This is a genomic window from Wolbachia endosymbiont (group B) of Aricia artaxerxes (genome assembly GCF_964026975.1).
GTDB lineage: Bacteria > Pseudomonadota > Alphaproteobacteria > Rickettsiales > Anaplasmataceae > Wolbachia.
This window is the reverse complement of the sequence record NZ_OZ034718.1, coordinates 503,057-528,881: the sequence shown is the minus strand read 5'-3', so window position 1 is coordinate 528,881 and position 25,825 is coordinate 503,057. Positions and strand designations below refer to the sequence as shown.

The following is a 25,825-nucleotide window of genomic DNA, read 5'->3' as shown; positions in this document are numbered from 1 at the left end:
ATGGAAAAAATTATTGATCTGAGAAGTGACACTACAACTCTGCAGAGCTCCAACGTTATACATGCAATAAGTAATGCAACTGTTGGAGATTTTGCTTATGGTGAAGACAAAAGCTGTAATGACTTATCAGAATATTGCAAACAATTATTCAAAGTAGAAGAAGCATTATTTGTAACCAGCGGTATGCTTGCAAATAGATTAGCCATTGCCAGTCAAACAAGTCCTGGTGATGAACTAATAACTAATTATAATTATCACATTAATTTTTTCGATAGTGCAGGCAATGCAAAAGTAAATAATATCGTATTTAATTGTATTAGAAATAATAGCGGAATCTTAGATGTTGATGAAGTAGAATATGCTATTAATTCTAAGCCGAGGTATAAAATTTTTGCTCAGGTGAGTCTTGTTTCTATAGAAAATAGTATAAATGGGTTTAATGGTAAAATTTATCCTTTTGAAAAACAAGTCGAGTTATATCACTTTTTAAAAGCTCACAATGTAAATCTTCATTTAGACGGTGCAAGAATATTTAATGCTCATATCGAAACAAATATTGCTTTAGCAGATTATGCTAAATATGTGGATACAATGAGCTTTTCTTTTACTAAAGGACTTGGCGCTCCTTTTGGTTCAATGCTTATGGGTAAAAGAGAGATAATTGAAAGGGCTAAAAAGCTACAGGTTTGGCTAGGTAGTGGTTATCATCAGATAGGGTATTGTGCTAATGCAGCAAAATACGTACTACAGAATAATATCTCTAGGCTTAAAGAAGATAATAAGCTCGCTAAATTGTTTGCAGATAAGATTAAAGAAATTCCACACATAAAACTGGTACTACCTTATCCAGAAACTAATATAGTAAGCTTCAGTATAAAAGCACTAAATGTAACTAATGAGGTTTTCTTGAGTAAGTGCCAAGCTTATGGTTTATTGCTTTTTCCTTGGCTCGAGTCTCATATAAGAGCAGTTACCCATCTTGGCACAAAGGAAACAGAAATCATGAAAGCTGCTGAAATTATAAAGGAGGTTGTGTTAAATTTAATATGAGAATAAAAATAGATTTCTTTAGCGATTCAAACACTGACCCTTCAGCTAAAATGAGGGAAGCGATGGCTAAAGCAAAAGTTGGAAACGAAGCTGCATGTGAAGATCCAACTGTAAACGAATTAGTGGCAACCGCATGTAAAATATTAGGTAAACCTGCAGGAATCTTTTTGATTTCAGGAACGATGTCCAATGTAATTGCTTATAAAGTACACATTCAAAGACCTGGTGATTACTTGCTGCTTGATGAAACTTCACATCCACTCATAGTACAATCTGGCTTGATCGCAGCCCAGGCACATGCCACTCCTTTGCCCATCAAAGGTACGAGAGGAATATTTACTGGAGAACAAATTGTTGAGTTTATTACTCGTCCTAGTTTAAGAAATATTCCGAGAGTTGGGCTTGTTTCTATCGAACAAACGACAAATTTTGGTGGTGGAGCTGTGTGGCCTTTAGAATATATTCAAGAGATCTCAAGTCTCTGCAAAGAGAATGACGTATTCACTCATTTAGATGGAGCAAGACTGTTCAACGCTTGTGCTCATACTAAAATATCTCCAAAAGAGTATGCAAGTTATTTTGATTCGATATTTATTGATTTTAGTAAAGGATTAGGTGCTCCAATGGGCGCAATATTGCTTGGAAGTGAAGATTTTATTGAAAAAGCTTGGTACTATAAGTTTCAAATTGGCGGAGGTATGCACCAAGCTGGCATTATTTCAGCTGCATGTTTATATGCTCTACATAATAATGTAAATTCTTTAGAAGAAGATCATAAAAAAATGCAGCACCTTATAGAAGGCCTAGGCTCTATAGATCAAGTTATAATTGATATCGACCTGTATAAAACTAATATAGCGTATTTTTCATTACATACTAATTGTATATCTACTCAAGAATTAATAAACGTACTAATGACAAATTATGGAATTAGAATGGCTAACATCAAAGGTAAAATCAGAGCTATAACACATAGAGATATAAGCTATGAAGATATTAATACTACTGTATCTGCTATAAGAAAGATACTAAGTAAGTAATTTTCTGCACTAATTGTTTGCAAACTTCTTGTCAAACAATATTATACCAATATAGTATTATGCTAGCATCTGCATAGAGCTATTTGGGAATAGGTGTGAACTTTGTCTTCTTTCAATATTTACTATTCTTCTGTGGATATATGCTGCTTTATTTATCAAGACAAAGTATACCAATTGCTCTACCACTGTTAATAGATACTGACCATGTAAAATTAAGCTATTTTTTTGCCTGCTTTTCTTTTTTTTATGGAGTATCAAAATTTGTTAATGGAATAATCATGGACTCCAAAAATAATCCATTATTTATGTTTGGGCTATGCAATATTGCAACTGGATTATTAACCATTGGTATAACTTTATCATATAATAATCTAACTTTATTACTGTTAACATTAATATTATTAGCTTGGACACAAGGGTTAGGTTGGCCAGCTATTACAAAGTTTATGGTTACAAACTCTAGCATCTCTTCAATTGCATCATCATGGGGAGTTATGAGCTCATCTCAGCAACTTGGTTCTTGTATTACTTTAATTGTATTACCAAGTATAATTAAAATATATGATGCAAAAAGTGCATTTTTGTACTCTGGTTTCTTATGCTTACTTTTTGGAATTTATATAATATTAAAGGCATATTACAAAGAAAGTGCCAACTTTACTACCTATTATAAGGTGCAGAAATCTCAAATAGGTATCAAGGTAACAAGTTCCATATGGTTTCTATGTTGTGCTACTTTTTGTGCTTATATTATAAAAATGGGAATCTTCTTTTGGTTTCCTATAATTTTAAAGAATAAATTACAAATTTCTCTTGTACAATCCTCACTAATAACAGGCGTATATGATTTAGGTGGAATCCTTGGAACTTTAATAACAGGAAGAATTAGTGATATGTACTTCTTTCAAAATAGAAGCTTGCTGGCATCACTTTATATGTTGGGTATAGCACTCACTTTTATTGCAATGAACTTTGGTCAAAACATAATTCTTATGAACCTTGGTGCAATCTTATCAGGATTCTTTATATTTGGAGTGCAAGTACTGACAGGTGTTATAGCTGTAGAAATTGCTCCACAAAATAATGTATGTGCAATTGTAAGCTTAACAGGATTATTTGGGTATATTGCAAGTTCAATATTTTCATGCGTGCTCTTAGGAGTACTTGTTAAGCACTGTGGTAACAGTATTATGTTTTCATTTTTTTCCATTTGCTCTGTTGTTGCACTCGTTTGCTTTTCCATACTATCAAGCAAAGATCTAAAAAAACTAAGTAAAGCGGTGTAAAAAAAATTTCTCAACAGTTAAACTTTGTAGATAGACTTTTTACCCAAGGAATAAACATGGTAACCATATCTTAGTAATAGCTCGCTATCTAATAAATTACGGAAATCAAAAACATTAGGTGCAGCCATAATACTCTTTAAACTTGCAAAATCTTGATTTTTAAATTCTTTCCACTCCGTTAACAATAACAAGGCTTCCGCGTCCCTTGCAGCCCCTATAGCATTGTCCGCGTATTCTATATCCTTTAGAACTTGCCTAGCATTATCCATCCCCATTGGGTCATATGCAGTAATTTTAGCCTTGTTATTCACTAACAATTGTGCAATATCTATAGCTGGGCTATTTCTTACATCATCAGTACCAGACTTAAAAGTTAGCCCCCATATTGCTATTTTTTTATTTTGGACTCCATTTAATACATATTCTACCTTTTTAGCAATGTTTGTTATATGATTATAGTTAGATTCTTTAACTGAATTTAAAATTTGTAGCTTAACATTGTAGTCTTCAGCAAGCCTTAATAAAGCTGACAAATCCTTAGGAAAACATGATCCTCCAAATCCTGGACCAGCTTTGAGAAATTCCTTACCTATTCTATGGTCCATTCCCATACTGTTAGCTAAAAGGTCAATGTCTGCTCCTAATAGCTCACATAAACCTGCCATCTCATTGATAAAAGCAACCTTTGTTGCTAGAAAGGCATTAGAAGCATATTTAATCATTTCAGCAGTAACTGTATCAGTGACTATTAACGGAATATTCTTATCTATAAATGATCTATATATAACTTCTAGTTTTGCCCTAGCTAGCTTAGTTTTTACTCCTATTATTATCCTATCTGGGTATAAAAAATCTGATACTGCAGAGCCTTGCTTGAGAAACTCTGGATTAACTCCTAAATCAAAGTTATAGCCCTTATTAGATAAATAATTATGTATATTTTCTGCAGTACCAGGAGGAACAGTTGACTTTATCACTATTAAGCAATCTTGATTAACTCTCTCAGAAACTTCACTTACTGCATTATATACATTCTTTAAATTTGCATTTCCTAGGGAGTCTGATGGAGTATCTACAGTTACAAATACTACTTCTGTATTGGGATTTATTTGAGAATACGAATCAAAAAATCTTATCCTTTGTGACTTTATATTATTCTCTAAATAATCTGCTAATCCAGGTTCATATAGAGGAATTTTCCCTGATTTCAAAAGTTCAATCTTCTCAGTATTTATGTCAATGCAATCAACTTTATGGCCCTGCTCAGATAACATTGTACCAGATACTAATCCTACATACCCTACTCCTATAATAGTTATGTGCATTTTATTATCACCTTAAAAATATAGCTTAGCATCTAAAATAAATACCATTAACAATTATAAACTTTTGTTGTTACATTATTTTTCTTAATTGCCTTACCTTCCGAATAAGCTATAAATAAGGTTGATGGTATTAATATCAAAGTACCATATAAAGCACTTTTATCAGGTAATTCATTAAATATAACGTATGCTACTATTGCAGAAATTATTAGCTCTATGTATCTATAAGGTGCAAGTGCAGTAGCATCAGTAAGAGCAAAAGCTTTTAACATGAAGAACAGAATTAGGTTTGAACTTATTCCTAAAATCAGCAGTAATACTAACTCCAACAAGGAAGGCATATGCCAATAAAATAACAAAGATGGAGTGGAAAAAATTGTTGTTGTTAGAGCTGAGTAAAATAATATACTTATTATTGTCTCCTTCATTACAAGCTTCTTATTAAGTACATCTAGTATAGCGAAGATTAATGCGGATACAATAAAAATAAGAATTTTAGGATTAAAATCCTCACTATAAGCTTTAGTAGTAATAGCAATACCAATAAAACCAATGACAGCTACTACCCATCTTTGCCAAATTATATTTTCTTCCAGAAAAGGAATTGCAAGAAGCATAACAAATAATGGTATTGAGAAACCTATAATCGTTGCAGTTACTATGGGGAAAACAGTCAACCCGTAAGTCCATAAGGTCATTCCACAAAACAACAACCCACCCCTGGTTATTTGAGTAGATATTTGACTTGTTTTAAAAGTTTCTATTCCATAGTAAAACATAAAAGGTACAAGGGTAATAGTGGTAAACAGAAAGCGGAAAAAAATTATTTCAAAACTCTGAAGGTGTAAACCGAGACACTTTGATATAGTATCATTAACTACACTACTAAGTAAACTGAGTATAAACCAGGTAACTCCAAGCAAATAAGCTCTTAGTCTGTGATCCATAAAACTCCAAATTTAATATTTTATGAGATAACTTTACTGTACAAAAGATCAATAATAGAAAAGGTTTCTTCTATCTACTGTTTAACCATATTCATAAATATTTAGTAGAAATAATTTGAGAAGTGTTATATAAAATGCAGCTTTATTGCATAATTTTAATAAACAGAAATGCTAACTGATTTTTTTGTAATATATGATAATACTTGCGAATACTCTCACATTATCAGGAAAAGTAATCGGGAGTACTGACGGCTGTGGCGATTTTACCAACTAGCTCCTCTGCTAGCATTAGCAATATGTGTTTTCAGCATCAATTTTAAAAGCATTAAATTTGAAGTTTATCAAACAACACGAATTAGCAGCAAAACTTTATGAAAATGCTTCAGTTGAGTTAGCTAAACAAGGATTTATAATGGTTAATATATTGACTATTTTTACTTGTATCTTAAACACAATTCAATTTTCACACTCATCGGCAGTTAGGCCACTTGCTCGCAAAATAACATCAGTAGAAACACCCGCCTTCACTAGATTTTTCGCAACCTTGATCTTTTCTGTTTTTTTAACTTTCTCTTTGCTATTCTTCATATCCCTAGATAAAAATTTCTTCACTAATTCTTGCTCTTCAGTTTTTCTTAGTAAATTAAGTAGTTCACTATCTTCATTTGTTTTAGGCAGCAGAACTTTAATATTCACTGATAATTCCCCTGCTATTTCATATAATTTATCAAATGATATTTCAGTATATCCTTTTTCATATTCGTGTATTTCCTTGAGTGTTACACCAACTTTATCCGCCAAATCTTTTTGAGTATACCTTCTTATCAATCTCCATTCTCTTATTCTTTGCCCTACTCTGTAATATATAGAATCAGTGCAGATTTCTCTCTCTGTATTATCATACTCGTAAATAGATAAGCCGGTTGCTTGGGAAATTATGTCAACTGAAACTCCTTCTTTAACTAGATTTTTTGCTACTTCTAATCTTGCCTCCTCTTGATTGATTTTCTCGCTAATATGAACAAACCTGATTAATGAAGGTACTATTTTGCCTAACTTTTGATTCTCGTATATTTTCGTTAGATAGAGTATTTCCTCGTCTTCATAGCTGTCTTCCCTTACTATTACTGGTTCAGGTAATAAATCTACAACGTCAACTGATAATACTCTTGCTATTATATATAGTACTTCAATTGGAATAGGAATATACCCATCTTCATAGCTGTTTACTTCTTGGTATGTTAAACCTATTTGACTTGCTAATCCTATTTGAGTATGCCCTCGCATTAACCTACAATTTTCTATTCTTTGCCCTATTCCGTAACTAACATTGCTTGCAGAAACAAACATTTATCCTCCATTTAAGAAAAAAACTTTATTGCTATAATTTTTTTACGAGCTATCCATCTAAAACCATATCAATAGATAAACCTACCGCTTGCAAAATAGTATCAATAGAAATTCCACCTTTTACTAGATCCTTTGCAACTTTAATCCTTTCTATCTCTCTCACTTTCTCCTCACAAATACGTATCCCTTCAAACAAAGATTTTATTAGTGCATGACGTAGTTCTTGGCTCTCAATTTCTTTGTATTCTTTAATCAAATTCGGTAGCTCATTTTCCACTTTACTACCTTCATCTTCCTCTGTTAGTAGATCTGTAATACTAATCGATAATGTTTCTGCTATCTCATATAATTTTCCCAGTGGAGTAGCTACGCGTCCTTGTTCATAGTTGCTTATTTCGTCACGTGTTGTACTCATTTTCTCCGCTAAATCCTTTTGAGTATACTCTCTCACTAGTCTCCATTCCTTTATCTTTTTGCCTATTTGGTAGTAGATAGAACCAACTTTTTCTTCAACACATTCATCAGCAGACAGACCAATTGTTTTTGCAACAATATCAACAGAAACTCCTGCTTTAACCAGACTCTTTGCAATTTTTATTTTTTCCGATTTTCTACTACTTTTCTCACTAACTTGGACAAATTTGGTTAGCAAACAAAACATCTTACGTAACTCCTGATCGTTAATCTTTTTATATTCTCTTACTAGATTTAATATTTCTTCTTCATCTTCAAGACAGCTTTTTGATACAGGAATAAGATCCGTAATACTGATTGATAGTGCCTCAGTTATAGCATACAACCTTTCAATTGGAACTCTACGATTCCCTTTCTCATATTGCAATATCACCCAGTATTTTACACCAATTTTCTCTGCTAAATCTTTCTGAGTGTACCCTCGCTCTAACCTCCAGCTTTTTAATTTTTCTCCCACTTTATAATCTAGACTTTTTTCCACAAAAAGAACCTTGCATATAATATTTTCTATTATAGCTCAAAGGCTCCAGATATAATAGCCAGACTCTGGAACCTTTAAATTAAAGTGCCCTACAAGTTTCTTTACTATTTTCACGTACTTTGTCTGCCCATGAAAACAATTTTTCACTTACTTCCTTCTGCTTTTCACTCCATATGCCACATCTAGTGAAACTACCTCTTTCTACCGCTTCTTTAAGTTTCACTCCTCCAAAGAGACAGTTTTTTCCTATTTCTTCGCCTCTTTTTTGTAACTCAGCCCACATTTCCTTATTTTCTACTCTCACTTGCACCTGATCTGCCTCTTGGTACAATATAATATTTAGCTTACCAATGCTTGTAGGAAATTCTAACATGATAGAGCTGCCATCTGAAATATCGGTATAGTTTCTTATACCTCCCTTCTCACTTTTAACTTCAACTGCATCATTACCAATTTTTAAGATATTACTTCCTAACTTTCTGTTTGCTTCCAGTATTTTGGCTACCTCTACCTTACTATTCCCAGAAAATTCTATATACGATGTTGTATTATCTATCTCAACATCTATTAATTCTCCTTCTTGCACAGCATTTTCGCCAGCTTCCTCTAGCTCTTCTAGTTGCTTATCTATCTGTGGCTGAACTTCTGGCTGTAGCTCATTATAGATTTCACCTATCAGTTTATTCTGCAGTAGAGTATCATGAAACTCTGCACCACTTAGCATTAATTTACGTATTAGCTTTTTACGATCAGCCTTATCAAATTTATGAAAATGTGTGCCCAGTATCACATATTCCGCGAAGCTCCATTCTCCATCATTACATGCATTTAGCCTTGCTCCAGAAGCTAGTACTTTGTCTATAACTTTGTGCAATTCATTTACGTTTTTTGCCTCTACTATAGAACTCTTAAACCAGCTCAGCTTCTCTGTATTTGGCTTTATTTTTTGCAAAACTGAGGCAAATGGATTTTTATCTTCTTGATCACTTACAGGTTTTGTGCCATATATATAATCAAGTCCTTTTCCATAGTTGATTTTGTTTTCGCGAACGTTTCTGCTAGGGAAAGGCATTGTATCTTCCAGTTTTATCTCCTTCTGGCTATTAATTTTACTCACAAATTTAGACTGCTCTATATCAACGCTTTCAAGAGCACCAAATATTTTCTTGTGATTAACATTAGTCTTTTTATTCTGATCTTTACTAGTCATATAAACCTCATATTAAAAATACTTTTTAAGTGTACAATAAACTTTGTTATTATACATTATATTACTCATTATAAATTAATATGAGTAGATTTGCAAATACTTTCTGCTATAACAATCCGTTTTCTCTAAAGCTAAAATAACCCCCACTTGTAATGATAATATGATCAAATAATCTAACGCTTACAGTACTACATGCTGCTGCTAAGCTCTTTGTTACTTCTTGATCTTCTTCTGAAGGTTCTAAACTTCCCCCAGGGTGGTTGTGTGACATTATTACTAATGTTGCATTCTTTATTAATGCTTTTCTTGTAATTTCCTTTATGTATACTGGTGCTTTTTCCATTTCACCAATATAGGATTCTTCTCCAATTAGTTGACGCCTTTTATTCAAGTACAGTATTTTTACACATTCCCTTTCTGAGTGGCCTATACTTACGTTTAAGTACTCTACTAGCCCTTGTAAGTCCATTATTGGCTCACTTTTGAGCTTTTCTCTCAGTACCCTTTCTAGTGTTTCCTTAACACACATAATCATTGCTACTGCAGAATCAGTTACTCCTTCTATAACTTTCAGGTCATCCATTTCTCTACCTAAAATCCTTCCTACTCCTGCATAAGTATTCACCAGATTTTTAGCAATTTCTTGAGCTTGCGGCCTTTCATGTACTGCACTTAAAAATGTTTCCATTATTTCACGATCAAGTAGTGCTTTGCCTTTGCTTTCTAATATTCTGAATTCTATTTCTTCTTTATTCTTATTATTATTCATATAATTTACCCTTCACTAACAACAAACTTTTTTTTTAATATTTACTGCTTTATCAGCATTGGCATAGAGCCATAGCTTCCGAGTGAAGTCAAATCAATTTTTCAATCTTTTTTACTTATTTTTTCATCAAAAAGTAAAGATATTAATAGATACTGATTTTTTATTTTAAATTTGTTGAATTTCGTCTAAAGAGATGCCTACTGTTTTTAAAATAATATTGATAGAAATTCCTTCCTTAACTAAATCCTTTGCAATTTTCATCTTTTCTGCTCTTTTCACTTTCTCTTCGCAAATTTGTATGCTTTCAAACAGAGATTTCATTAGTGCATGACGTAGTTCTTGGCTTTCAATTTTTTTGTATTCTTCAATTAAATTAGGTACCACTTTATCATCTGCATCCTCTGTTAGTTCAAGTAGGTCCATGATATTAATCGATAACGCCTTTGCTATCTCATATAATCTTCCCAGTGGAACAGCAGTTCTTCCTTGTTCATAGTTGCTTATTTCATCACGTGTTGTACTCATTTTCTTTGCTAAATCCTTCTGAGTATATTCCCGCACTAGTCTCCATTCTTTTATCTTCTTTCCTATTTTGCAGTATATAGAACCTATTTTTTCTTCAACACATTCATCAGCAGAGAGGCCAATTGCTTGTGAAACAATATCAACAGAAATCCCTGCTTTAACCAGGCCCTTTGCAATTTTTACTTTCTCTGCTTTTTTACTACTTTTCTCACCAACTCGGGTAAATTTTGTTAGCAAGTAAAACACCTTGCGCAACTCTTGATCATTAATCGTTTTATATTTTCTTACTAGATTTAATATTTCCTCTCCCTTATCTTCAAAACAGATTTTTTCATTTGATACAGGAATAAGATCCGTAATATTAATTGATAACACCTTTGCTATAGCGCACAACTTTTCAATCGAAATTTTTCGTGTTCCTTTTTCATATTGTAGTACTATTTGATATGTTACGCCGATTTTTCCCGCTAAATCTTTTTGAGTATAGCCTCGCTTTAACCTCCAGCTCCTTACTTTTTGTGCTATCTGATACCTTATAGAGATATTTGCCATAAATATTATACAGTTTAATACTACCAAATAAAGATATACAAAAGGGATGCTTCTTTCTATGTTTGAATTTTAGTTGAATATTTCTTCACAATTGTGTATAATTACTAATGCTTTTTAGGTTAATTCGTCATGGCTCTTTCGAAATTTCTTGATCCCAAAAATGACTTGAGCTTTAAAAAGATCTTTGGCTCTGAAAAGAATAAAAATATCTTAATTCACTTCCTCAACGATATCTTAGGTTTTTCTACTTCTGATCAAATAATGGAAATTGAATTCCTTAGTACCATTATGGATCCTGAAATTGCCTCTGACAAACAAAGCATTGTTGATGTTCTTTGCAAAGACTCTATTGGTAATAGATTTGTTATCGAAATGCAACTCGCTCGTGATAAAGGCTTTGAGAAACGTGCTCAACTTTATGCTGCTAAAGCTTACTCTCGGCAATTAGATAAATCTGGTAATTACATTCATCTTCAGAAAGTCTTCTTTATTGCTATTTCCAATTGTAACCTTCTGCCTGAAGAAGTTGACTATATTTCTACTCATAATATACGCGATATCAAAACCAATGGGCATTACTTGAAAGATTTACAATTTGTCTTTATTGAGTTGCCTAAATTTACAAAAAATAAGGTAGAGCAATTAGAGAATACTACAGAGAGATGGTGTTTCTTTTTTAAATACGCAGAAGATACAACTGAAGAAGATCTAAAAAAGATAGCAGCAGAAGCTCCGATAATAAAGCTAGCATATGATGAATTAGACAGGTTTCGCTGGAATGAAAAGGATTTGATCGCATATGAAGAAAGAATATTGAGCGTGCAGAAAGAAAACGCTATCCTTGCTCAAAAACTCGATGATGCTAAACATGAAGGAATCCAAATTGGAGAAGAGAAAGGCAGGAAAGAAGGCATCCAAATCGGCCATGAAAAAGGTAAAATTGAAGGTAAAATTGAAGTTGCAAAAAATTCACTCAAGGCCGATGTCCCTATAGATGTTATAGCTCAAATTACCGGTCTCTCTCATTCTGAAATTTTACAACTCAGGGAAAAAACATAAATACTACAACTTATTCACTTCAACATTTATGAAAATCTTCTTTAAGTTAGATATATTCCCTAATTAAGAATCTAATGAACTGTCTAAAATAGCTATAAGGATTGCACATAGAATTATATAAATTACTATCATAACGTTACTCAAACTTCTATATCAAAGCTACGTGCTGTAAGTTCAATATGGAAAACACATTAACCACTTAGTATTTAATGTCTACTTCATCCATTTTAGTATTAGGACCATCAAACTTGCTACTGGTTTCCCTAATTATTTTGGCTAATTTTGCTACCTTCACTTTAAAATTTTCACTACTTGGCATTTTATAGCTGCACCTCTTATATTATAACCTACCTATTGATATTACCTCCAAGCTTGGTTACTCCTATCTCAGAAAGACAAGTTGATACTTCTGAATGGCTGTGAACTGAAGCATTACTTAAATAACTTTGAGGCTCTAAACTTATCTGCTGTTTTTTTGTACCATCAACTTCTAATGTACCATCTCTGTTGTGTAATATCTGCTCTATTGATTGATTTAGCAGACCCTTATTAAATTGAGCTATAAACTTGTCAAATTTCTTCAGACTTAATTTACCAGCTTCTTTACCAGGGCATGCTTTCTCTACATACGATTTTAAAATCCCTGAAATTTCATTAAATTTACCACTCATGACTTTCCTAGTAATCTCTTTCTGCATTTCCATATAATCAATATTTAACCGGTGCATTGATATGCCACTTTTTAATGCAGCTTGTTCTACTACTTTCTCAAATTTCTCTGTAATATTCAATGCATAGCCCTGCGCTTCCAGTAATGATACGTTCTGATCTGATGTAAAAATGTATTTTTGACCCGTAACCTTTCTAACAAGCACATCAAGTAACATTATCGTACCATTTACATCTATTGGCGCATCAACTTGTAAAATTGAACTTGTAGTACTTGATGTTTCCTCAGGTAAAACAGCTCTAAACCCACCTACAGAACTTTTCACCCAACTAAACAAATCATTTATCCATGAAGATGGTCTTGTGCTACTACTTGCTGCTATTCCAGGTTGATTACTTGAATCTACAGAAAGGAATTTATGTGATGAGTGATTATGATTGCGATTGTGATCCCCGTGGTGATGACGGCGTCTGCGTTGCACAGGTTTTTCTCCTTTTTCATTGAGTTTTTTCTCTAAATATTCTGCAATACTACTATCTCTAGCAATATCTAGCGGTGCCTTGCCGTAATCACCTCTAGCATCAAGATTAGCATGAGCATCGACAAGAACTTTTACTATATCAAGACTGTTGGTATCAGCAGCATAATGTAAAGGTGTCCAATTGTCTTTGTCTTCAGCGTTAACGTTTGCACCACGATTAAGAAGCAATTTGACCACATTTAGTCTTTCATTTAACACAGCTCCATGCAAAGGAGTTGCTTGATATTCCCCATTTTTAGTTTCAATATTAGCACCATTATCAAGAAGGAGTTTAACTAGGTTTAAATCACCGATTTCAGCAGCTGAATACAGTAGTGTATTACCGTTCTTGTCATTGGTATCAATGTTAGCACCCTGAGCAATAAGACCTTTAGCTTCATTAAAACCATCGCTTTCCACAATAGTCAACAATTTTCTATCTAATTGTACTTGCTTCAAAATTCCTGCTATATCTAGGTAACCTTTTCGAGTAGCCAAATCTAAAGATGTTTGGTTATAAATATCTCTAACTTCAATATCAGCACCTCTGCCAAGAAGGAGTTCGACTGTATTTAATTTGTTTCCTTGTATAGCTACATGCAATGGTGTCCAACCATTATTGGTTATATTATTAATACCGCTAATATCCTTGTCTAAAAGAAACTTAACTATTTCAAGACTACTACTGTACTGGGCAGCTACATGTAATGGTGTATTACCATACACATCTTTAGCATTAATATTAGCATTGTTATTGAAGAGAAACTCAACTACACTAAGTTTATCACGAGAAGCAGCAAAGTGTAAAAGCGTCCAACCGTACATGTCTTTAGCATTAATATTAGCCTTCTGATTAATAAGATCTTTAACTTCATTAAGACCTGCATCTTGCACTGCAGCTAACAATTTTTTATCTAATTCCGTTTGCTTTAGAAACTCTGCTACATTTGTGTCATTCTCTTGAGCAGCTAAGTCTAAAGGTGTTTTACTATCCTTATCTTTAACACTGATATCAGCTCCTTTGTTCACAAGAAATTTTACCACATCTAAAGCATTGTAATATACAGCATAGTGTAGAGGTGTCCAATCACTACTGTCTTTAGTATTAATCATAGTTTCTTTATCTGAAAGAAATTGAAATATATCATTAAATAGACTCATATTACCATTGTAAACGGCATAGTGCACGGTAGTCCAGCTTGTTGAGAATTTATCTTTATCTGCAACGTCATCTTGATTTCTTTCAGCAGTTTTATCAAGGAAAAGATTAACTATATCCCACTTGCCATTTTTAGCAGCATATTGTAGCGGTGTATAACCGAACTTATCTTTTTCATTTATGAGAGACTTTAATCTTTCTCTTTGGCGAACTGCTTTTACTAGTTCATCAGGTTCTGAATACAAATTATCTTCAAAATTCATACTTTCAATTTTACCTATAAGAAACCTAATAGAACGCAATTTGCCTTCTTGAGCAGCAACATGAAAAAGTGTTTGGCCATCGTTATTTTTAGCTTCAATGTTAGCTTCGCACCCAGCCTTCTTTTGGCAAATCTCTGAAGCTTTATTAATCAGACCTTGTATTTCTGCTATATCAGACAAACTAAACCTGTCTAATCTCCGGATTATTATTGGTTCTAACCCTAAATCGAATTCCAATGTAGAAATCCTATAAGACTCAGAATTATTCCAATTTTTTACATTGATTACATGGTTAGATACTTCGTCGGAAAACACCAAATCTGTATTACTACTGGAAACCCTAATCTGATCTGGAGTAATATCTTTTAATATCACTACTCCTATGCGTTCTTCATCTTGCCCCACCGAAGTTAAAGTGCCATCTTGATTATGTGTGATACTGATAGACTTAGTGAAATCTATAACATATTCTTTTATAATTTTTTCATAATCATTCTTAAGTTTATCTTGATAGTCCATTATTCCATCAACCTCTTGCTGTAAACCTAAATATGGAAAAAAATTACCATTGTTCCACAGAAGAAAATTAACATCTCTCCATTTACTTTGGTCATTATAAAAATCTTCTACTCTAATAATAAAAGGAATCTCACCTTCTCTTGTTAATAAGAGATCATCTTCATCTTTATATTTCTCGATATCTTCAAGATTAGAATCAATCACTAAATGATCACCTTCAAAATCCTTAGGCAACAAAAACATATTCTGAGTCTGTGTGGCATGGAAAAAGGGAGATAATTTGCCACTTTCTACGGAAGAGCCAGCACATGACATTGATTGTACATAAGGAATAAAGGTTTCTCCTTTACTGTTCATAACCATAAGGTGCCTATAGCTGTTACCCTTAAGATAATTTCTTACTTGAACATGAGTATTACTATAGTTTAAATGCAAGTTACACTGTTGAATTGAAAACTCCTCAGGAACTTCTGGCATAACCAACATATCTAATTTTTTATCACCTGAGTTATTATCAATAATAATCTCTCTTTTCTCTGTGTTGCTATCAATAACATACATATCACTTCCATTTCCACCTCTAGCAAACATACTCCTTTGGTCAAAATTTATTATATCTTCTCCTGAAGAACCAAATACCATATGTTGGAATGCGCTATTGCTTTGTAGTTTTGCTCTAACAACACCAAAGACTTTATAGTCCTTATTATTAATGAGTATTTCCTTGTAATGATTTTCTGCAGCATCAAAGCTATCAAGAGAATGTTCTGTATGTAACTCGAACGAGTTAATTTTTGTAATGGATGATTCTAGTTTCTCAATTTTAGGAATAATATTACTACCATTTTTATCTATCAGCATAAAATTAGGTTGATTACTGCCTTGCTTAATATAATTTTTAATATCAAGGGTATATTGATTACCTTGACCCAGCCCTATTTTTAAAGATAAAGTATTATTAGTCGAGAAATAAGATATTTCATCACAATCATCTAGCAGATTAGTTTCCGGAAAGATTACAGTTCCCGTTCCTTTTACATCAATTTCTGAATATAAATCTTTAGCCTCGTAATCTGTGGTTTTTATATAAAAGGTATAATCATTTTCTGCACCTGTAACTTTAGTGTATGGCGCAATAGCTACTTTTTTACAATTATCAACTGTATCCTTCTCATTTTTGCTCAAACCTCCACCACTATTTATAAAGACGTCACGATTATCGTTTCTAGTAAGGCGCCTAGAATTATATGTACATAAAACATTATCTGTCTTATTTTGCCTTCCAATATAGCTATACCTGAAAGCATCGACATTGCTATCAACATAATCATTGATCAATCGATGAAGATTTGTTGTTAACCTTAAAAGACCGGGAGCGTTAGGTCTAAAACGATAGTCAATTTTTGCTTGTACAAAGTCGTATTCTGTTGATTGACTTAGGTCAAGTATATTAGTAGCATTACTTCCACCAATAATTTTACCCGAAAAACCTCCAGGTTTCACAAGAATAAATTTGTTAACAGTATTATTACCACCAGTTATTCCTGTGTTTCCTCTAAAAATCAAGAAGTAGTTATTTAATGTATTACTTCCAACAATGGTACCTTCATCTATGCTTTCTAAATTATAAAGAATTATTGTACCATTTTGCATTCTTCTTCTATCAGCAATAACCATTGTATTTTCACAGTGATGCACAGCTGTTGGAACTGATTTTTTAATACCTTTTTCATAAATTTCGCTAGTGACTTGTGGTAAGCAAATTATCGTAGCATTTTGAATTGGGTCAGGTATAACACGTGAAAGGTTTGTTGTATCAGCATCTGTTCTATTCATTAGAATCTTTCCATACCCTGCATGAAGAGATGGCGTGTCGCTATCCACCCCAAAACCAACTCCATAGGCAACTACATCATTAGGGCTATCACTTAAAGCTTTCCAGGCTCTTTTAGCTTGACTATTAACCATATTATTTCTGGCTGCAAGGTGTTCCAGATCATATGGCATAGATGAAAGTAAAAGCGTATGCAAAAAGATATCGAAATTCTCACCATGAGTTGTATCATACTTCTTTTCATACTCTATAATATTGCTAATACCACTATAAACTCCATGAGTTACCATGAGTCCAAATCCAACTCCAATACCAACTCCAGGCAGACTAGCTGCTGTAAGAGCAACACCAGAAACAAATGACACACCAGAAAAGGCTATAGAAGCTATATTATCTCTTATCTCCTTTTCTCCACATGGATTATTACTATCTTCTCTATTTTTACAGTCTACAAGGTTATTTGCTGATATGCCTATATCAATAATATCAAATATACCAGCTATAGCTCCTGCCGTGCCTTTCGCTATTTTACTTCCAAATTTTACTCCTGCAACTTGAACAACAAATTTTGTCTGCTTACCTAAAGTACCCGGTATAATCCTTCCTACAACTTTTTCAGCTGATGTTACAACTTTTGGAGCAATTTTAACCATTACATTCTCAATTGGTTGAGACGCAAAAGACCATCCTATTCCACCTAGATTTAATCCACAATCCGTTGCTGTTCCATCCTTGCAAGATACAATAGCACCATGAATTCCTCTTATTAATTGTATTCCACCTGCAGCATTCATTAATCTGCTTTTTAATTTCGGGTTTTTTGTTAAATCACTGTTTTGCTGTAAAACGTCACCATATAAATCCTTGATACGCTCATTCTGAATATAGCGCTCATACCCTTGGTCTCCAATCACCTTATCAACTAAATATTTATAGTCACCCTCAATATTTTTGTTTCCAATAAACTCTATTAGCTGAGCATTTTTCCCTTCATCTTGACTGCTTTTAACATAAGTTAGGAACTTTTCACTATCAATTATAACCTTACCTACATTATTTTTATCTACCCTTCCTTTACTAAACTTTTCCACATCATCCTTTGAAAATAAACATTTAATACTTCTCTTCTTTCTATTGCTTTGCTTTGCACAGCCATTAAGATTTAACTTATTCAAAGATTGTGTTGCTTCACCAGTAGGCAGCATATGAACTGAACTATGAACTACTTCAACAGGAATAAATCCTTCCTTGGTTGTCCTACTTGTTAAAATAAGTTTATTCGGATTATTAGATCCTTTATCGAAAACAACACCGATAAATTTTACCTCATCACCATCTGTAAGTGTTTTATAGGTAACACCTTCTTTGTACTCTTCATTTATTTGATCATTTGCTTCCCTCAATAAAGCTTGAGCCCCTTTACCCTGCCTTGATGCCTTAAGTTCTAACCCTATTGGAGTGTACTCCTCAGCATTTCCACCTTGAGCCACAAACTTAATACCATGAACTAGCATGTCAATACGTTCCCCTCTACCAGTTTGAAACTCAGTTAAAACTAATGCTCTAGTTTCTGGTGATTCCTGTAATTTTAAGTCACTATAATAACTAAACACTCCATTCAATATTCCCTGGAAATGAGCTTCTTTATTAACGAGACTCTTAAAAGGAAAGATTCCTTCTCCAATTTTTTCTAATAATCTACTATATCCTCTTATTGATAAGGATTGGATATCTAGTGCTTTATCAAATGTTTCTTTTAACTCATTAGGATAAGTAACTTCTTTAAAAGTACCTTGAAATCTATTATCTCCGTTGTTGTACTCTTGTAAAGAATTGTATTTTTCAGCCCAAATAGTAAGATATCTTTTAAAATCTGACTGGCTTTGTTGCATAGCTAGTGTTGGTTGAGGTTATTGTAAGAAGAAAAGCTTTTTAATATATGGCTACTAACGAATTTTGTTGTAAAATAGGCATTTTTCAAACAAGTACAACTTATGCCACAAAAAATGAGAGTAAGTAACCAAAGAGAATATAACGAGTTTCTCAAAAAAAGAGGAAATGTTTTTCATTTTGTTAATCAAGCCATAGAAAATTGGTATGAAAATAGTCCAAAAGTTGCAGGTGGCAATAACACTTATAGTGATAAAGTTGTAATTTTAATACACATAATAGTTCATCTTTTTAGAATTGGCTTGAGACAAGCTGTAGGTTTTGTAAAAGGTTATATGGTACAAATAGGCAAAAAACTTAAGATTATCAGCTATACACAAGCTTCCAGAAGATTTAAAAAGCTTAATTTGAAGATTGATGACCATAGAAGCAATAAAGATGATCTGGAAAATGTTGAAATTGCCGTAGATAGCACTAGAGTTAGTATCTACAATAATAACGGTGGGCATAGTAAGCTTAATATTCGAAAAAGAAAATACAGTGGTTATGGTCAAGTAAGAAAATTACATGTTGTTTTAAACATAAATGATAAGAAAGCAATAAGCATGAACTACACTAGTGGTGTTGCTGTAGACTATTTGCCGGTCTGCGATATGTTAGAAGAAGTCAGTGATAAATATAACATTTGTTCTATTCGAGCAGATGCGGCTTATGATATAAAAAGTGTGTATAAAGAATGCAGAAAATACAATATTGTGCCTATTATTCGCCCTAGGAAGGATACTAAAATTTGTTTAGCTGACTACTTATCAGAAAGAAACAAGTATATTAGTAGAATTAGGTCATATGAGAATTATGAAGATGGTATTAATGAATGGAAGAAAAAAGTTAAGTATGGAGCACGGTCTTATATTGAAGTCTTTTTCTATAGGTTGAAGCAAATATTTGGGTTTGGCTTGAAAAATAAATCAGAGGTAAATCGTGAAAAAGAGCTGTTAATTAAGTGCTACTTATTGAACAAATTTACTGATATAGGTATGGCTGAATTTAAATTAGCTGCGTAAATTCACTGTGATTTACATGCCTATCAGTGCTATGCAACAAAGCCAATCTGACTTGTATCTAGTATCAAAATTAAGACTTAATTCGATTATTTCCCTATTCCCTATTGGCTTTGTTGCATAGCTAGTGTTGGTTGAGGTTATTGTAAGAAGAAAAGCTTTTTAATATATGGCTACTAACGAATTTTGTTGTAAAATAGGCATTTTTCAAACAAGTACAACTTATGCCACAAAAAATGAGAGTAAGTAACCAAAGAGAATATAACGAGTTTCTCAAAAAAAGAGGAAATGTTTTTCATTTTGTTAATCAAGCCATAGAAAATTGGTATGAAAATAGTCCAAAAGTTGCAGGTGGCAATAACACTTATAGTGATAAAGTTGTAATTTTAATACACATAATAGTTCATCTTTTTAGAATTGGCTTGAGACAAGCTGTAGGTTTTGTAAAAGGTTATATGGTACAAATAGGCAAAAAACTTAAGATTATCAGCTATACACAAGCTTCCAGAAGATTTAAAAAGCTTAATTTGAAGATTGATGACCATAGAAGCAATAAAGATGATCTGGAAAATGTTGAAATTGCCGTAGATAGCACTAGAGTTAGTATCTACAATAATAACGGTGGGCATAGTAAGCTTAATATTCGAAAAAGAAAATACAGTGGTTATGGTCAAGTAAGAAAATTACATGTTGTTTTAAACATAAATGATAAGAAAGCAATAAGCATGAACTACACTAGTGGTGTTGCTGTAGACTATTTGCCGGTCTGCGATATGTTAGAAGAAGTCAGTGATAAATATAACATTTGTTCTATTCGAGCAGATGCGGCTTATGATATAAAAAGTGTGTATAAAGAATGCAGAAAATACAATATTGTGCCTATTATTCGCCCTAGGAAGGATACTAAAATTTGTTTAGCTGACTACTTATCAGAAAGAAACAAGTATATTAGTAGAATTAGGTCATATGAGAATTATGAAGATGGTATTAATGAATGGAAGAAAAAAGTTAAGTATGGAGCACGGTCTTATATTGAAGTCTTTTTCTATAGGTTGAAGCAAATATTTGGGTTTGGCTTGAAAAATAAATCAGAGGTAAATCGTGAAAAAGAGCTGTTAATTAAGTGCTACTTATTGAACAAATTTACTGATATAGGTATGGCTGAATTTAAATTAGCTGCGTAAATTCACTGTGATTTACATGCCTATCAGTGCTATGCAACAAAGCCATTCTGGATTAGATCTTAGGTAAATTATTGAAAATCTTGACTCTTTTAACTAAGTCCGATCAAATTTAAAAATGGCAGTTTATTGCATGCCTCATACGGCTAAGCCACTGAAATTCTTGGATTTTACTAAATTGACTGGTAGCTTTAAGATACCTGCTGCTTAAATTTAGGTGCCCATTAATTTTTCTATCGTAAATGTTTAAATTATAAGCTATTGATATTCTTGCTCTTTTTTCATCCTTAATCCAGAATTCGGGTGTATAGCATTTTTTCCTGCTAATAAAAGTATACAAAACTTTAGCACTGCGATTAGTCATCTACTAAATAATTGTACTGAATAAAAAATAGTAGCTTGACTTTTAAATTTATCACTACATTATGTAAATTAATTTTACAGTATGGAGGTTATATGGAAGCAAATATGCAGCCACAAGAGTCAACTAAGGAAGAAATAAAAAAGTATGAGGATATAACAGGGTTCTGTCGCATCTATAAATTGTGGTACAAGAAGATCGTTAAACTGGGATTATGGGAGTTATAGAGCAATTAGCATAGCAAAATTCTCAAAAGTAGAAACATTATCATTAGCCCCGATAATTTGTCTTTTTTGAATCATACGAATATTTTCTATGCCGGTAATGGTAATCTTTGCGGAGTGGAAGCTCTTAAAACCAAGCATTGGCTTTATTCGTTTTTTGATAAATCTATGATCTTGTTCGACAATATTATTTAGATATTTTATTTGAAAAACCATGATTCTACAATCTTCAGAAATTTCTGTATTCAAATCATCAAGAGCAGCAGTATTACTGCCGCTTTTATCAATTACTACTTTCTCAGGAAGGTTATTCTCTCTAAAGGCTTTACGAAAGAACGCAAGTGCCGCAGACTTGTCTCTACGAGCACACAACAGAAAGTCTACAGTATTACCAATAGTGCTCTGTATAGATAAACCCATTTGCCGTTTAATTTAACGTAGGTCTCGTCCATTCTCCAGCTACTGCCAACCTGCTTCTTCCTTTTCCTTACCGCTTCATCTATCAGTGGCACAAATCTGATAACCCACCTTTGTAACGTAGCATGATCAATTTTTGCTCCCCTTATACTCAGCATTTCTTCCAAATCTCGATAGCTCAAAGAGAATCTACATTTCATATATACAGATAACATTATTATCTCTGCTGAAAAGCTAAATCCTTTGAAATATGGCAATAATTTTGAACTAATACGAAACATCTTTGCTTTTTTTTTAGATGATCATATCACTTCTTTTCTACTTTCCTACAAATGTTACATACCAGGATTTATAGATGCGACAGAACCCTTTTTTGAACATTCCCTTTTTCTATCAAATTTTTCGTCCTTGCAGATTTATAAAAGCTCGCATTGTCGAGAACAATAGTCTGTCCAGGTTTAAATACAGGAACAAGTACATTTTCTACATAAGCATCAAAAATCTCGCTGTTGCAGTAGCCATCAATTATCCATGGTGCTTTAACTTTTCCTTCATTCAGTGCTCCAATCATGCTTACCCTCTTTCTTTTAAACCCTGGGCAAATAACCTCTTGACTCTTTGAGACTACCCATATTCATAAAATTCATTGTCCTCTATTCCAGACTCATCTATGTATATCAAGTTTTCTTTCTTCTACTTTTTTTATGAACTCTTTGCGTTTCTCTTTCTCGATAAAGAAAAGTTTTTTTATATGTATAGTTTACTTTGCTAAGGTAGTTATATACTGTGCTTCTACACATATTACAAAATTCTTCAATTATCTTTTCAATTCTAATATCCATCCAGAAATTTGATAAATCTATCCATATCTTTAATCTTATGGCCATATCCTTTGTGATAGCCTGAAGATGGTTTCTGTTTCTTCTTTCCTTTTCCTCCACAAATATATTGTTTTTATGCTCACTTTGAATATTTGACTGATTTTTTTATCGTCATTGTTTTTTTATCGACTACTTTGAAAACACGTTCTTTCAGATCCTCACTATATGGACTTGGCATCTTCTTCTTTCTCATTACTTATTATACCATTATAACCAATTTTGCCATATAGCTAAACCTTTCTTGGGTTAGCTATAGATGATAAAATATTTGATTCTAGTTCTTTATAGTCTACTAATCCGGTAGTTCTATTTGCTTGACTCATTTCAAACCTTCATTTTTTATATCAATTTATTACTTTTCTTTTCGGCTTGACACACTTTTTTGAACGTTCCCCACTTTTTCTATCAACTTTTCAAATTCTTCTACAGTTAAGTCTGTTATATTACGAAAATTTCTTGGGTGTTTCTTTATATTGTAGTAACTAAAGCTCATTTTTTTACCTTACTCTATCTGCTTATTCCTCTTCTACCTCTCTCCCATCATTTTATCATTACCTTTTGCAGCAGGTCTATTGATGCATGAGTCTGGAATCTAGGAATTCTGATTATATATTAAGTTAGTAAGTATAAAAGTTATGTAAAAATACAACGTTTTTAGTGAGATTACGGAAAGCCAGCGTCACACGCTGGAATGACATCTTTCTTGGTGGACTCAAACCATAATGTTTGTACGGTTGTGGACTTATAACTAAAGCAATCTAGAAAATTAATGATATTTTATTCCCCGGAGAACGCTCTATTTTGTTTTCCAACTCTAGTTCTAAAAGAGCCATTAGAGCTATGTTGGCAGAAAGTCCGCTTGCTAATATAAGTTCATCTATATCAACAGGTACAGAGTTAATATGATCAACTATAACATATTTTGCCTGTTGCAATTTTTCTTGTTTTTGGTTAACAGCATAGTGCTCAACATTAAATAGGTTTTTTTGCTGCGGAGGTAAACTAAACCTAATACTCTCTATTATGTCATCAGCGGATTCGATAAGCTTAGCACCGTTTTTAATTAAATAATTACTACCACTACAGCGTGAATCTAGAGGGAAACCAGAAACTGCAAATACCTCTCTCCCTTGATTTAAAGCAAAATCTGCTGTTATTAGAGAGCCAGAACGTTTCGATGCTTCAATCACTACAACACCCAGCGATAGACCAGATATAATTCGATTCCTTTGAGGAAAATACTGAGGTTTTGGTTTAGTAGCAAATGGAAGCTCAGTCATTACTAATCCGCCATTTTCAGTAATTTTTTTGTATAGATCAAAATTTTCTCTTGGGTATACTACGTCAATTCCGCTTGCTGTAACAGCAATAGTGGGGTAATTTTTGTATATTACACTGTTTGCTGCAGTATCAATCCCTCTTGCAAGCCCAGAAATTATGATGAAACCAGCTTGGCTTAAATCGAGTGCCAACTTATTGGCAAAATTTCTTCCATTCATTGAAGAATTACGTCCACCGATTATTGCAATTATCTCACGACTTAATAATGATACATCACCAAGTGTAGTTATTACAGGAGGAAAACCAGAGATATTCCTTAAAATGTCAGGGTAATCTGGATCACATGCTGGTGTTATTTTAGCTCCAATTTTTTCTGCATTCTTAATTTCTTCTCGTGCATTTTGAATTCCATAATCCTTGTTAGTCAACTTATTAAGATATTTAAGCACTTCATATAGCGACCCACATGCTCTAAGTATACTAAAGAACTTTACTGGTCCCACAGTTCTAGCCAAGCTTAGCCATATTTCTAATTCTTCGTTATTTAATTTATTTATCTTCATAAAAGGCTTGAATTTCTTATCAATTTAGTGTACCCAAGATAATGTAAATATACAGTGTTTTATGACGCATTTTGTTACAGATAAATGCATAAAATGTAAATATACAGACTGTGTGGAAGTATGTCCAGTTGACTGCTTTTATGAAGGTAAAAATATGCTCGTGATTAACCCAGATGAGTGTATTGATTGTGGAGTGTGTATACCTGAATGTCCAGTAGATGCAATTGTAACTGATGATTCCATAAAAGATATTCTAGAGCTAGATGAAGGCTTACTGAATAATGAACAAAAAATCTTTAAATCATTTTACAATATAAACGTAGAATATTCGCAAAAATGGCCAAACATTACAGCTAAAAAGCAATCCCTAGATACAGCAGAAGAGTATAAAGAAAAAAAGGATAAGACAGCTTATTTTGATGAAAATTTAGGGTCATAGAGTACAAAAATAGACTTACATTTTTTTGATTAAATAGACATTGAATTGTAAGCGTCTATTTCATCTGCCATAGACGATAATTGTGCACTCTCAAAACGGAGATTGTTTGCAATATCTATTAATTTCTCACTAATTTGTGAACGAGGTTCAGGCACTGGAAAGAAAACGTCACATCTAGCCTTGCATAGAGGTTTGTCTGTTTCATTGAACGCCTCTTCACAGTTTTTGTGGCAAATATGAGATAGGTTACGTGCCTGAAACGTTAATGAATTCGAGTTTTGTGTAGGTATAACCATAATATACTCCTAAATTAAAAAACTAACGCCACGGTAGCATTTATGTGTTAATAAAATTGTAATATTTATATCAGCATAATTACTTTCCAGATAAGTTTACTTTATTGAAAATTTCAGGAAAATATTGTACAATTACTCATGAACTTTGGTAAAACTTACGGCAAACGCTAATGTATCTTTCAGTAAAAAAACCGGTTC

The 25,825-nt window shown here is 32.9% G+C and carries 19 protein-coding genes and 1 pseudogene; 8 read left to right on the top strand and 12 right to left on the bottom strand.

Annotation, left to right across the window (positions count from 1 at the left end; all coding sequences use genetic code 11):
- The 3 genes from AAGE00_RS02430 to AAGE00_RS02420 all read left to right on the top strand — a co-directional run bounded on the left by AAGE00_RS02430 (position 1) and on the right by AAGE00_RS02420 (position 3,376).
- Positions 1 to 1,050, top strand: coding sequence for a GntG family PLP-dependent aldolase (locus tag AAGE00_RS02430; RefSeq protein ID WP_341815369.1), 1,050 nt, complete (start codon positions 1 to 3; stop codon positions 1,048 to 1,050).
- On the top strand, positions 1,047 to 2,090 hold the full coding sequence (locus AAGE00_RS02425; RefSeq protein WP_211908064.1) for a threonine aldolase family protein: 1,044 nt from the start codon (positions 1,047 to 1,049) through the stop codon (positions 2,088 to 2,090). Before AAGE00_RS02430 ends, AAGE00_RS02425 begins: the two co-directional genes overlap by 4 nt.
- A gap of 140 nt (positions 2,091 to 2,230) precedes the next feature.
- The gene (locus tag AAGE00_RS02420; RefSeq protein WP_341815326.1) at positions 2,231 to 3,376 is read left to right on the top strand and encodes an MFS transporter; all 1,146 of its coding nucleotides are present in this window, start codon (positions 2,231 to 2,233) and stop codon (positions 3,374 to 3,376) included.
- A 17-nt stretch (positions 3,377 to 3,393) separates the two neighbouring features.
- On the opposite strand, the gene AAGE00_RS02415 is transcribed toward AAGE00_RS02420, so the two are convergent.
- The 7 genes from AAGE00_RS02415 to AAGE00_RS02385 form a co-directional block, all read right to left on the bottom strand.
- A complete protein-coding gene (locus AAGE00_RS02415; protein ID WP_264376873.1) occupies positions 3,394 to 4,701 on the bottom strand; it encodes a UDP-glucose dehydrogenase family protein in 1,308 nt (435 codons plus the stop codon).
- 47 nt (positions 4,702 to 4,748) lie between these two features.
- Positions 4,749 to 5,648: a DMT family transporter gene (locus AAGE00_RS02410; protein ID WP_341815325.1), complete on the bottom strand. Its 900-nt coding sequence runs from the start codon at positions 5,646 to 5,648 to the stop codon at positions 4,749 to 4,751.
- A gap of 456 nt (positions 5,649 to 6,104) precedes the next feature.
- Positions 6,105 to 6,998 carry a helix-turn-helix domain-containing protein gene (locus AAGE00_RS02405; RefSeq protein ID WP_265044350.1) on the bottom strand — a complete coding sequence of 298 codons (894 nt, stop codon included), beginning with the start codon at positions 6,996 to 6,998 and terminating at the stop codon, positions 6,105 to 6,107.
- Positions 6,999 to 7,047: 49 nt separating this feature from the next.
- Entirely contained in the window at positions 7,048 to 7,953 is a 906-nt protein-coding gene (locus AAGE00_RS02400) for a helix-turn-helix domain-containing protein (RefSeq protein ID WP_019236554.1), read from the bottom strand.
- Between the two features lie 79 nt (positions 7,954 to 8,032).
- Entirely contained in the window at positions 8,033 to 9,163 is a 1,131-nt protein-coding gene (locus tag AAGE00_RS02395; RefSeq protein ID WP_341815324.1) for a hypothetical protein, read from the bottom strand.
- A 106-nt stretch (positions 9,164 to 9,269) separates the two neighbouring features.
- Positions 9,270 to 9,932, bottom strand: coding sequence for a RadC family protein (locus tag AAGE00_RS02390; protein ID WP_230609182.1), 663 nt, complete (start codon positions 9,930 to 9,932; stop codon positions 9,270 to 9,272).
- 165 nt (positions 9,933 to 10,097) lie between these two features.
- Positions 10,098 to 11,009 carry a helix-turn-helix domain-containing protein gene (locus AAGE00_RS02385; protein WP_264376373.1) on the bottom strand — a complete coding sequence of 304 codons (912 nt, stop codon included), beginning with the start codon at positions 11,007 to 11,009 and terminating at the stop codon, positions 10,098 to 10,100.
- A 129-nt stretch (positions 11,010 to 11,138) separates the two neighbouring features.
- On the opposite strand from AAGE00_RS02385, the gene AAGE00_RS02380 reads away from it, so the two are divergent.
- Complete coding sequence (locus tag AAGE00_RS02380) at positions 11,139 to 12,068, top strand: Rpn family recombination-promoting nuclease/putative transposase (protein ID WP_262986565.1); 930 nt, start codon at positions 11,139 to 11,141, stop codon at positions 12,066 to 12,068.
- A 347-nt stretch (positions 12,069 to 12,415) separates the two neighbouring features.
- Here the strand turns inward: AAGE00_RS02380 and AAGE00_RS02375 are convergent, their stop codons facing one another.
- A complete protein-coding gene (locus AAGE00_RS02375; protein ID WP_341815323.1) occupies positions 12,416 to 18,925 on the bottom strand; it encodes an ankyrin repeat domain-containing protein in 6,510 nt (2,169 codons plus the stop codon).
- A 102-nt stretch (positions 18,926 to 19,027) separates the two neighbouring features.
- Between AAGE00_RS02375 and AAGE00_RS02370 the strand changes: the two genes are divergently transcribed.
- From AAGE00_RS02370 to AAGE00_RS02360, 3 genes are all read left to right on the top strand, one after another.
- Complete coding sequence (locus AAGE00_RS02370; RefSeq protein WP_341815149.1) at positions 19,028 to 19,987, top strand: IS5 family transposase; 960 nt, start codon at positions 19,028 to 19,030, stop codon at positions 19,985 to 19,987.
- Between the two features lie 221 nt (positions 19,988 to 20,208).
- Complete coding sequence (locus tag AAGE00_RS02365; protein WP_341815149.1) at positions 20,209 to 21,168, top strand: IS5 family transposase; 960 nt, start codon at positions 20,209 to 20,211, stop codon at positions 21,166 to 21,168.
- Between the two features lie 453 nt (positions 21,169 to 21,621).
- Positions 21,622 to 21,753: a hypothetical protein gene (locus tag AAGE00_RS02360; protein WP_255521124.1), complete on the top strand. Its 132-nt coding sequence runs from the start codon at positions 21,622 to 21,624 to the stop codon at positions 21,751 to 21,753.
- On the opposite strand, the pseudogene AAGE00_RS02355 reads toward AAGE00_RS02360, so the two are convergent.
- The 4 genes and pseudogenes from AAGE00_RS02355 to dprA form a co-directional block, all read right to left on the bottom strand.
- Positions 21,748 to 22,448, bottom strand: a pseudogene (locus tag AAGE00_RS02355) (IS6 family transposase). The gene AAGE00_RS02360 and the pseudogene AAGE00_RS02355 overlap by 6 nt on opposite strands.
- Before the next feature lie 68 nt (positions 22,449 to 22,516).
- Positions 22,517 to 22,738 carry a transposase gene (locus AAGE00_RS02350; RefSeq protein ID WP_341815322.1) on the bottom strand — a complete coding sequence of 74 codons (222 nt, stop codon included), beginning with the start codon at positions 22,736 to 22,738 and terminating at the stop codon, positions 22,517 to 22,519.
- A 662-nt stretch (positions 22,739 to 23,400) separates the two neighbouring features.
- Entirely contained in the window at positions 23,401 to 23,541 is a 141-nt protein-coding gene (locus AAGE00_RS02345) for a hypothetical protein (RefSeq protein WP_341815321.1), read from the bottom strand.
- A 265-nt stretch (positions 23,542 to 23,806) separates the two neighbouring features.
- Positions 23,807 to 24,892, bottom strand: a complete 1,086-nt coding sequence (gene dprA, locus AAGE00_RS02340) for a DNA-processing protein DprA (protein WP_007302781.1) — start codon at positions 24,890 to 24,892, stop codon at positions 23,807 to 23,809.
- A gap of 61 nt (positions 24,893 to 24,953) precedes the next feature.
- On the opposite strand from dprA, the gene AAGE00_RS02335 reads away from it, so the two are divergent.
- Positions 24,954 to 25,331 carry a ferredoxin family protein gene (locus AAGE00_RS02335; protein ID WP_007302780.1) on the top strand — a complete coding sequence of 126 codons (378 nt, stop codon included), beginning with the start codon at positions 24,954 to 24,956 and terminating at the stop codon, positions 25,329 to 25,331.
- Positions 25,332 to 25,825: the final 494 nt, after the last annotated feature.